This window comes from Leptolyngbya sp. FACHB-541 (assembly GCF_014695875.1).
Lineage (GTDB): Bacteria > Cyanobacteriota > Cyanobacteriia > Elainellales > Elainellaceae > JAAUTN01.
Window position 1 is genome coordinate 1 of sequence record NZ_JACJPC010000095.1, and the last position, 10274, is coordinate 10274.

A 10274-nucleotide genomic window follows, 5' to 3' on the forward strand; every position below is an offset into this window, starting at 1 on the left:
TGGGTATGGAAGTAATGCACGAGCGCAATGCTCACAACTTCCCGCTCGACCTCGCTTCTGTGAAGGCTCCTAGCATTGTTGGCTAGACTCTAGTCACAGCTCAAGCAAAAGCGCTCCCTTGCGGGAGCGCTTTTTGCATTGGGGCTGGCTGATGACTGGAAACTAATGATTGCTCTGGTTTTCACTCAAAATCACCAGTTTTCGGCGTTTTTGGCGATCGCCCTTGACCATTCGCGACGGAGTATGTCATGCTCCACTGCGGGGATCAAAGACAAAGACAAAGATAAAGAATGAATGAAGCGTCGTATACCTAAACGCTATATTGTGCTAATATCATGCACCGACAAAGCGCCCATTACCTTCTCATTTCATCCGTTGGCGGTAATTGTTCCGCTAGCGATCGCCATCGTCACCCCTATTGCTTGGGTAGGCATGACGCTGTATTCCCACTCCCAACGCAATTTGATGCTGACTGAAGAAGCCGCAGATGTCCTACAGCAGCTAAACGCATTAGATGCAGAAGTAAAAAACTTGCGTGAACGGGCAGGCTTGCCTCGCACTGAGTTTGCTCCAACGGAAGCAGATCCGAAGTCCAGTCCACAAGGGGGGACTGGAACGCCTGTCGAGGCAGAAGAACTTTTAGAGACAGCAAACAGCCGCCTGCCTGCTCTCTCCGCCGATTTGAAGCAAGAAATTGAGCCAGCTTTAGAAAATACCTTGCTCCGTGAAGCGGCTCGTCCAACAGGCATTCCTCTGAAAGTTACGACTGAAATTTCTTCTCCATTTGGGCTGCGCCGAAACCCGTTTGGGCGACGCAGCTTTGAGTTTCACCAGGGATTAGATTTTACAGGTGCTTACGGTTCTCCGGTTCACGTCACTGCGCCTGGAACAGTGGAGAAAGCAGAGTGGTCTGGAGGGTACGGCTACCATGTGGTCGTCAATCATGGGTATGGTTATCGCACCCTATACGCCCACCTTTCTAAACTGGAGGTGTCTCAGGGAGCACAGGTCAACAATGACCAAATTGTTGGATATTTAGGCAGCACAGGCCGCTCTAGTGGACCGCATCTACACTACTCGGTTTACCGCAATGGTACAGTGGTAGACCCCCAGGGTTACTTAGATTAAACTCATTGACATTTACATTGGGGATAGAGCGATGTTTAGGCGCAAGCGGGCGAATGCGTTGACCTACATCAGCGCCACGAGCGAGTTTCAAGGCAACTTGAATGTAGAGGGAAATCTACGCGTGGATGGCATTATTCATGGCACGGTTGAAGTCAGGGGCGACATGGAAATTTCTTCAACCGGCTTGGTTGAAGGTCCTGAATTGCGGGCACATAACATTGTGGTACATGGGGTGATTAAAGCCCACGTAGTAGCAGAGGGCAGGTTGACGCTGAGCCGCACTGCTCGACTTGAAGGGGATGTAACCGCCAGCTCTCTCGACATTGAGGCTGGCGCATTTTATGTAGGGCACATTGCTACCAGCGATGTCAAAGCATTGCCTGTCGGTGCAGAAAAATTCCCTGAGTTGGTGGGGCGAGAGGAAGAGTAATTGCGTTCAGGACTCATTTTTCGATAGGTTAGGACGGTATACTCTTCGACTGTCCTTTCCCAAATTATGGGTAACACCTTTGGTCAACTGTTTCGCGTCACGTCCTTTGGGGAATCTCATGGGGGAGGCGTGGGTGTCGTGGTAGATGGCTGCCCACCGCGACTGGAAATTTCTGCTGAGGAGATTCAGGTTGACCTGGATCGTCGCCGTCCTGGTCAAAGCAAGATCACGACCCCTCGGAAAGAGTCAGACACTTGCGAGATCTTATCGGGCGTGTTTGAGGGCAAAACGCTGGGAACGCCGATCGCCATCTTGGTTCGCAACAAGGATGCGCGTTCTCAGGACTACGACGAAATGGCGCAGAAGTACCGTCCGTCTCATGCGGACGCAACCTATGACGCAAAGTACGGGATTCGCAATTGGCAGGGCGGTGGGCGATCTTCGGCGCGGGAAACGATTGGGCGAGTCGCGGCAGGGGCGATCGCCAAAAAAATTCTGCGTCAGGTCGCGGGTGTTGAGATCATTGGCTATGTCAATCGGATCAAGGATTTAGAAGGAGTCGTTGATCCCGACACTGTGACGCTGGAGCAGGTTGAAAGCAATATCGTTCGCTGCCCTGATCAGGACTGTGCTGAACGAATGATCGATCTGATCGAGCAAATTGGGCGATCGGGCGACTCGATTGGCGGTGTCGTTGAATGTGTCGCCCGCAATGTTCCTAAAGGGTTGGGAATGCCCGTATTTGATAAGCTAGAGGCAGATTTGGCAAAAGGTGTAATGTCTCTGCCTGCCAGCAAAGGGTTTGAAATCGGTTCGGGCTTTGCCGGAACCCTGATGACGGGTAGCGAACACAACGACGAATTTTACACCGACGAAGACGGGCAGATTCGCACTCGCACAAATCGCTCTGGGGGTACTCAGGGCGGCATTTCTAACGGGGAGAATATTATCTTGCGGGTTGCCTTCAAGCCCACCGCAACGATTCGTAAAGAGCAGCACACCGTCACGACGGACGGGGAAGAAACCGTTTTGGCGGCAAAAGGGCGGCATGATCCCTGTGTGTTGCCTAGAGCTGTGCCGATGGTCGAAGCGATGGTTGCCCTAGTGCTGTGTGACCATCTGTTGCGCCAACAGGGGCAGTGTGGAGTTTTGTAGTAACGTTTCAAGAATCTGACCGATGGCAATGACGGCTTCAACGATGCTGAGCTTGGGCACTTTGGCCCCCGCTTTTCAACTGCCAGATGTGGTGTCGGGTGAAACGATTTCATTGGAAACGTTTGCAGGTAAGCAAGCGTTGCTGGTTATGTTTATCTGTCAGCACTGCCCGTTTGTTAAACACGTCAAAGCAGAACTTGGCAAGCTAGGGCAAGACTACCAGGACAAAAATGTTGGCATCATTGCGATTAGCGCTAATGATGTGGAGAATTATCCAAATGATTCTCCTAAGCATCTCAAAGCAATGGCCGCAGAGTCGGGCTTTACTTTCCCGGTTTGCTATGACGAAAGCCAGGAGGTGGCAAAAGCTTACACTGCGGCCTGTACGCCTGATTTTTTCTTGTTTGATGGCGATCGCCACCTGGTTTACCGGGGTCAGCTAGACGACAGCCGCCCTGGAAATAGTAAGCCTGTTGATGGGCTTGATTTACGTACTGCCCTAGATGCAGTGTTAGCAAACCAGCCCATCGATTCTGATCAAAAGCCTAGCATTGGCTGCAACATTAAATGGAAACCTGGTAAAGCACCCAGCTATTACGTTTAAGCGGCTTGGAAGACTTGCTCCAGCGTTAGACCTAGAATTGTGCTGGTTTCCTCTGCTGTAAAGCCGTGCTGAAGCATGATTGGAACCGCTTCTAGTTTGTCTTGTAAACGATTTTCTGCTTGCCGTTCTGCTAGGACTTTTTGGTAGAACCGATTTTGTTTCAATTCACTGAGTTCAAACATATTGCTAGCACGGGTTGAATGTAAATTTCCGTTACACCGAGGCCTGGTTTTATTGGGCAATCTGCCCTCGCTGCTTCCTAACCGGTCGCTAATTTATAGTACATCTGTTCTAATCTTTAGGACAGGGGCAGTGAGAAATAATTTGGGTTATGAAATCGCAACAATTGCTTGAACTGCAGCATCTAGTCCAAACCAATTTTGGATAGCGTAATAGAATAAAGCGTTAAGTCTAACGCTTGACGTTAGTTTCGCTAGTTTCGCTTTAATTTCAACGGCACGAGAGTTGAGGCACCGGTCCATCCTGAGGTGCTTGCTCTGACTGTTCACCAAGATTTCCAGGCTCAGGACTTAGAGCCAAAAGCTTTCGCATCAACCGCTCTTTATCGTTACAACTTCCTATGACTTCCTCAATTCGTTTCCTCATGTGTTCGGCTCATCATTATGAGGTGGACTATGTGATCAACCCCTGGATGGAGGGGAATATTCACAAGTCCTCTCGCGATCGCGCCTTAGAACAATGGCAGCAGCTTTACAATGTCCTGACTCAGCACGCCACCGTCGATCTGGTCAAACCGCAGGTCGGGGTACCTGACATGGTGTTTACGGCAAACGCAGGACTGGTTTTGGGAGATACAGTCGTGCTGAGCCGTTTCTTCCACAAAGAGCGCCAGGGCGAAGAGCCATTCTTTAAGCAGTGGTTTGAGGAACAGGGATATACCGTTCACGAGTTGCCCAAAGACTTACCATTTGAAGGTGCCGGAGATGCTTTGCTTGACCGCGAGGGGCGCTGGCTCTGGGCTGGCTATGGCTTCCGCTCAGAGTTGGATTCTCATCCTTACCTGGCAAAGTGGCTAGATATTGAAGTGGTATCGCTGCGGCTGATGGACGAGCGCTTCTATCATCTTGATACCTGCTTTTGCCCGCTTACAGATGGCTATTTGCTCTATTATCCACCTGCTTTTGATGCCTACTCAAATCGTTTGATTGAGATGCGAGTGCCCGAGGCAAAACGAATTGCCGTTGAGGAAGCAGACGCAGTTAATTTCGCCTGCAATGCGGTCAACATCGATCGCACGATCGTCATGAACATCGCTAGCGATTCTCTGAAAGATCGTCTGGCAAAGGTCGGCTTTGAGGTGCTTGAAACGCCCCTGACCGAATTTCTCAAGGCAGGTGGAGCCGCAAAATGTTTGACGTTACGGGTGACGGAGCCAGTGGAGCCTGCGGTTCATGCCAGCGCTGCGGTTGAGAGCCGGACGATTCGCCTGGAAGGACATTTGCTCGATTCGGGTTTAATTAACCGTGCCCTGGATCTCGTTGTGGAAGGAGGCGGTAGTTTCCAGGTGTTAAATTTTGACCTGGGTGAACAGCGGCAAAGCACCTCCTCGGCTGAGGTGAAGGTGTCTGCCCCTAGCCATGACGTGATGGAAAAAATCATGTCTCAGTTGATCGACATTGGCGCTTTGACGCTGCCTCAAGAGGCGTGCGATGTCCGTTTGGAAGCTGTGCCGCAGGTGGGAGTGGCTCCCGATGATTTTTATGTCACCACGATTTACCCCACTGAGGTGAGGGTGAATGGGGAATGGGTCAAGGTAGAAGGTCAGCGAATGGATGGGGCGATCGCCATCACTTCCACTGCCGGAGGTTTTGTTGCCCGCTGCAAACTGCTGCGCGATCTCCAGCTTGAAGATCAAGTTGTGGTTGGGGTAGAGGGCATTCGCACAATTCGCAAACCCGAATCGCGAGATCAGCGGGCTACCCAAGAGTTTAGCTTTATGGGAGCGGGCGTTTCGAGCGAACGTCGAGTAGAGCTAGTGGTCGAGCAAATCGCCTGGGAACTACGTAAGATTCGTGATCAGGGCGGCAAAGTTGCGGTTACGGCGGGACCTGTGGTCATTCATACCGGCGGCGGGGAGCATTTATCTCGGCTGATTCGAGAGGGCTATGTGCAGGCGTTGCTGGGTGGAAATGCGATCGCCGTCCACGATATTGAGCAGTCGCTAATGGGCACTTCGTTAGGCATGGACATGAAGCGAGGCGTTTCTGTGCGCGGCGGGCACCGTCATCACCTTAAGGCGATTAATACGATCCGTCGCTGTGGCAGCATTGCTCAGGCGGTCGAACAGGGCATTCTCACCAACGGCATCTTCTACGAATGCGTCCGCAAAGGCGTGCCCTTCTCTCTGGCAGGCTCTATCCGAGATGATGGTCCGTTACCCGATACCAAAATGGACTTGCTCGAAGCTCAAGCAGATTATGCTCGGCTGATCGAAGGGGCAGACCTGATCTTGATGCTGTCATCCATGCTGCATTCGATCGGTGTAGGCAACATGACCCCTGCCGGAGTCAAGCTGGTTTGCGTAGACATCAACCCGGCTGTTGTGACAAAGCTGAGCGATCGCGGCTCCGTTGAGTCCGTCGGTGTGGTAACAGATGTAGGCTTATTCCTGAGTCTGCTGGTGCAGCAGTTGAGCAAGCTGACAAGTCCTTATCAGGCTGCATGATGTTGAGGGTGATTTAGCGTGAAGGCACTGGCGCACCAGCTACGGTGCCTTCACGCAGTTTGTAAAACCTTTGTGTAAATGTGAGTGCAGTGGAGTCACATTTACACAAAGGTTAATGAATTTGAGAATTAGGGATGGGTTGGGCACACTGGAGGAAACTCGATAAGAGGCAGAGCGTTGAGCATCTTCAAGACAATCTGGCAAAGGCTCAAGAATGCGTTTCTCAGTCTCCAAACCTACGATGTACTCAGTCCTGACTTTAAGCAGCGGCGACAGGTCAACCGAATGTTGCGCAGTCGTCCTGCTCCGAATTTGAATAAGTGGTTTAACTCTTACTATCAGCCCATCGGCATCGCTCCGTCCGTTGCGGCTTTTGCCTACAGCTATTTAGAAAAATATTCTGGACTGAGAATTGCTAGAGTGCTTCCAAGCGATCGCCTGGAAGCTGATTTGCACTGGACAGAAGTTTGCTGGTTTGATTGGGAAAACAGGCTGTGCGAAGACTTTTGGCACTGTTTTGGCGCTGACCTCAGCGATCACCTGGAGGACTTTGACCCCTATACCGTCGCTGATCTGCTTGAATTCCTGAATTGCCAACTTCCTCAAAATAGCCGATTCCGTAAGGATAACAAGAGCGACAACATCCGGCTTTAATGCAAAAAGTTTGCAAAAGGTCAGTTTTTGCCATATCTTGTTAACAGTAGTTGCACATTATTCTCAATAAATAGCTTTAGGAAAACTTCATTAGAGTCTCTCATACTTCCAATCAGAAATGATTATTAGTTCGATTGGTTCCGATAAGGACGAGACAAGCCTTGTCCGTACTGCCCTCAAGGCACTTCCGAAAAGTATCCATAAACTTCTGAAGTCGTTTATTACCAAAGTATTGACTCAACCAGGGTATTGATCCCCAATACCCTTTGTCAGAGCTATTGAGCTTAGCCTGACCGTTTATTGTAAGCAAATTTATCTAGGAATCTATTGCATTTAGTTTGAATCAGAATCAATGAATTCATCTTCTCCTAATTCCGAAACTGGACAATTGGTCTCTATTCCCCGAAGCGATCGCTGGCAGGTTTATGCCCGGCTTCAAGAACTCGACATTCCCTGTACCTGTCTTGGCGACGGTAGCTTTCAAGCCAAAATTGACACTCCCCTTGCAGCTTTGCAGCTTTGGAGCGTGATTTATCAGGTTACGTCTTCTCGCCATCAGCTAATTGGGCAGCTAGAGCGCTGCTGGCAATACTAGGTCGGTGGCTACGAAGAATCCAGCGTTTGAGTAATTTCTTGCTTCGCTCCGTACAGAAGAGTTAAATCAGGTTAGTTATGAGCAGAACAGCAGATTTTCAGGTAGAAGGACGATTTTTAGGCTTGATTCTTAAAGACGGTTACAAGCCAAAAGCAATTAGGCTAGCCACGGCAACGGGCGAATATCCGATCAAGCTGGCAAAAGAAATCCGATTTTCTCTACCGAAAACGCTAACTCCAGGTGAATGGATCCGTGTGATTGGAATTCAGAAGCTGGACTACAAAGAGGGAACCGTTAAGCTCAAGGCTTATCAGGTCGTTCCTGTAGCCCCTAGTCAGGCTGCGATCACTATTCCCCCCGTTCAATCTGCTCCGGTTTCTCAGCCCTCAACACCTGCTCCATCTGCAACCACAAGCTCTAAAAATCCCTGTATTCTGGTTTGCCAAAAGTCAGACTGCTGTAAGCGGGGTGGTCGGGCGGTTTCTCAAGCGCTAGAGCAAGCGCTGAGCGATCGCGACCTAGCAGATCAGGTCACCATCAAAGGTACGGGTTGCATGAAGCAATGTAAAGCTGGCCCAAATATCGTCATGCCTGACAAAACTCGCTATTCTCGGATTCGTCCGCAAGATATTCCAGATTTGGTGGATAAGCATTTTGCGGCGATCGCAGACTAAAAGCATTGCCCTAGCATCAAAAATTCCTACACTGCACCTGCTTGAATCATCTGAATAGCCCTCTCAAGGCACTGACTGCCGCCATTCGCGCATTCAGGAATCTCAACGTCTGGTGGAACTCCTACTCCCTCAATTGTCAGCCCTTTAGGTGAGATGACTTGAACTGTAGGAGCAATCAGCGCAAAGCCTTTCCATCTCAACCTAAAAGCGTCACCTCCGAGTAGTGCGCCCATTGTGCGGACTCCTAGTATTCTGGCAGAACCGTGATCTTTGACGACCCCTGCAAACAAGTCACAGGCTGAACCACAGCGGTCGTCGATTAGAACAAAATGCGGTCTTGGATCTTGCTGAGCTTCTAGCCGAGTGCGCCACTCAACGTAAGGGTGTTCTTTCCCGAGTGCAATATCTGCTTCTGCTTCCGCATTGTTCGCGTCGTCAAAGTAGCCTCGAAAGACATAAGGTTCCTCCATCTGTAACCCTTCACGGGTTCTGTCCCACCAAAGAACTTTGTCAGCACCAACAAGGTCTTCAACTGCATAGCTAACGCTCGATCCATAGCCTCCTTCATTTCCACGCACGTCAATCAGAACGATTTTGGCTTGAGTTAGCTGAGCCTTTGCCTGGTCAAGCTGAGCTTTAGTAATGAGAGGGACGATAAAACTTTTGACTTGCAGAATGCCAATCTCGCCTCTCATCTCGGCTGAAACGCTGGGCTCAGGGGTAGCAGCATCCGGTAAAGGTTTTTGCTCGAATATGCGAAACAACCGTTCTCCTTCGGTCGGATCTAACAGCCGTACGTGGGAAACTCCCAGTCGATCAAGCTGTTCGCTAATCCGTGCAGTCAGTTCTGCTCTAGTCCAGTTTGGTTTGGCTTCAGCTTCGGCTAACAGTTCACTCAAATGCTGCTCGCGTCCTGCCTTCTTGAATGCGGGATCAAAGATTTCGCGATCGAGGGTTTGGTAAACATTCTCAATGAATAGTTTTGCTTCCGAGGAGGAAATGATGTCTGTATCTTCTAAGGCTGAAGAGGTGAACCAATCTAGCGAAACTTCGTCCTCTGTCTGGTTAACACTGCTAGTGTCCTCACTTAGCTGCTGACTCACTCGATCCGTGTTAGTCGGTTGACAGCCTAAAAAGCCCAATAACGTGACTAGAAGAAAGCCTCTTTTGAGATATTCGATCTTTGACATAAGCGTTATGCTGACAGGGTTGCGCTCATTTGTCGCTAGCTTGACTAGAGGAATCCATTATCGATAAGTTGCTAGCCTGCCGTCTTTCAAATTTCGATGGAAACTTATTAATATCTTTTGATTAGGCGATGTCTTCTAGCCGAGCTATTCACCCGAAAGACGCAATCAAACCGGAGCAGGTAGTATCTAGTCAAGCTCTCCAAGCGGGTCGATTACTTCTAGAACATCAAATTCAGCCCTCTGGAGAATGTGAAATCTCAGGAGGACTTACTCAGCACTTACTGATTTTTGAATTAGGTCATGTAGACCGTCAAGTTTTTTGCATGGGTGGGCAGGAATATGACGATTCTCTACGCCAAGGTGACTTGTTGCTGATTCCGGCTTGTACGTCTTTCTTTGGTGCTTGTGAGATGACCGATGAAGTCTTAGCGCTGAGCATTGAGCCAGACTTTTTGCAGCAGATGGCGTTAGAAATCGATTGCCCTCACCCTGAACGGCTTGAACTGCTCAGCGGGTTTAAGGTGCGCGATCGCCAACTTCAATCTATCTTTCAGTTCATTCAAGCCGAAATACAGCAGACTAAATGGGGAAACCAACTCTATCTAGATTCCCTGACAAATCTGTTGGCAATTCACCTGCTCAGAAATTATGCTTCGCGTCCTCTAGCGCTGCGATCGCCCAAAGAAGGGTTAAGTAAATTTAGGCTAAACCGCGTCCTGGAATATGTTAATGCTCATCTTGCACAGGACATTCAGTTAGCAGATCTTGCTCACGCGGCAAATCTCAGTCAATGTTACTTTGCTAGTTGCTTCAAGCGATCGCTAGGGATTGCACCTTGGCAGTATGTTGTAGAGCAAAGAATTGAACGGGCAAAGAAGCTTTTGAAGCAAGGTAACGACTCAATCACAGACATCGCATTTCAGTGTGGGTTCAACAGCCAAAGTCACTTTACCCAGCAGTTTCGCAAGCATACGGGAGTGACACCCAAGACATACCGAGAACAGAAATAATACAGAGTCCGTTGCGTGAAGAAGCACTATTTGGTGTAGATACTGTGCATGTAGGTTGAAGTCAAGCAGGTTGAGGAGTTATGTCAGTTTGGGGTCAAAGGGCTTCTGCGAATGCAAGACCCCGAAGACCCAACGAATGACCTTGTGC

At 49.6% G+C, this 10274-nt stretch carries 12 protein-coding genes; 10 read left to right on the top strand and 2 right to left on the bottom strand.

Annotation, left to right across the window (positions count from 1 at the left end; all coding sequences use genetic code 11):
- Positions 1 to 165: 165 nt before the first annotated feature.
- From H6G00_RS36170 to H6G00_RS19515, 5 genes are all read left to right on the top strand, one after another.
- Positions 166 to 294, top strand: a complete 129-nt coding sequence (locus tag H6G00_RS36170) for a hypothetical protein (protein WP_277881922.1) — start codon at positions 166 to 168, stop codon at positions 292 to 294.
- Positions 295 to 1128 carry a M23 family metallopeptidase gene (locus H6G00_RS19500; RefSeq protein WP_190798015.1) on the top strand — a complete coding sequence of 278 codons (834 nt, stop codon included), beginning with the start codon at positions 295 to 297 and terminating at the stop codon, positions 1126 to 1128.
- Between the two features lie 31 nt (positions 1129 to 1159).
- Positions 1160 to 1558, top strand: a complete 399-nt coding sequence (locus H6G00_RS19505; protein WP_190641025.1) for a polymer-forming cytoskeletal protein — start codon at positions 1160 to 1162, stop codon at positions 1556 to 1558.
- A gap of 66 nt (positions 1559 to 1624) precedes the next feature.
- The gene (gene aroC, locus H6G00_RS19510; protein WP_190798016.1) at positions 1625 to 2713 is read left to right on the top strand and encodes a chorismate synthase; all 1089 of its coding nucleotides are present in this window, start codon (positions 1625 to 1627) and stop codon (positions 2711 to 2713) included.
- 22 nt (positions 2714 to 2735) lie between these two features.
- Entirely contained in the window at positions 2736 to 3317 is a 582-nt protein-coding gene (locus H6G00_RS19515; RefSeq protein WP_190798017.1) for a thioredoxin family protein, read from the top strand.
- On the opposite strand, the gene H6G00_RS19520 is transcribed toward H6G00_RS19515, so the two are convergent.
- Entirely contained in the window at positions 3314 to 3499 is a 186-nt protein-coding gene (locus H6G00_RS19520) for a hypothetical protein (protein ID WP_190641022.1), read from the bottom strand. The genes H6G00_RS19515 and H6G00_RS19520 overlap by 4 nt on opposite strands.
- 398 nt (positions 3500 to 3897) lie before the next feature.
- Between H6G00_RS19520 and H6G00_RS19525 the strand changes: the two genes are divergently transcribed.
- The 4 genes from H6G00_RS19525 to H6G00_RS19540 all read left to right on the top strand — a co-directional run bounded on the left by H6G00_RS19525 (position 3898) and on the right by H6G00_RS19540 (position 7926).
- Positions 3898 to 6003, top strand: a complete 2106-nt coding sequence (locus tag H6G00_RS19525) for a TIGR00300 family protein (RefSeq protein ID WP_190798018.1) — start codon at positions 3898 to 3900, stop codon at positions 6001 to 6003.
- A 177-nt stretch (positions 6004 to 6180) separates the two neighbouring features.
- Positions 6181 to 6657, top strand: coding sequence for a hypothetical protein (locus H6G00_RS19530; RefSeq protein ID WP_199318600.1), 477 nt, complete (start codon positions 6181 to 6183; stop codon positions 6655 to 6657).
- Between the two features lie 352 nt (positions 6658 to 7009).
- Positions 7010 to 7252 carry an Asr1405/Asl0597 family protein gene (locus H6G00_RS19535; RefSeq protein ID WP_190641020.1) on the top strand — a complete coding sequence of 81 codons (243 nt, stop codon included), beginning with the start codon at positions 7010 to 7012 and terminating at the stop codon, positions 7250 to 7252.
- Between the two features lie 77 nt (positions 7253 to 7329).
- On the top strand, positions 7330 to 7926 hold the full coding sequence (locus H6G00_RS19540; RefSeq protein ID WP_190798019.1) for a (2Fe-2S) ferredoxin domain-containing protein: 597 nt from the start codon (positions 7330 to 7332) through the stop codon (positions 7924 to 7926).
- A gap of 26 nt (positions 7927 to 7952) precedes the next feature.
- Here H6G00_RS19540 and H6G00_RS19545 read toward each other — a convergent pair whose 3' ends face one another.
- Positions 7953 to 9116, bottom strand: a complete 1164-nt coding sequence (locus H6G00_RS19545; protein WP_190798020.1) for a S41 family peptidase — start codon at positions 9114 to 9116, stop codon at positions 7953 to 7955.
- Between the two features lie 128 nt (positions 9117 to 9244).
- Here H6G00_RS19545 and H6G00_RS19550 point away from each other — a divergent pair, with 128 nt between their 5' ends.
- Positions 9245 to 10126 (top strand): AraC family transcriptional regulator, encoded by an 882-nt coding sequence (locus tag H6G00_RS19550; protein WP_190798021.1) that lies wholly within the window; start codon positions 9245 to 9247, stop codon positions 10124 to 10126.
- Positions 10127 to 10274: the final 148 nt, after the last annotated feature.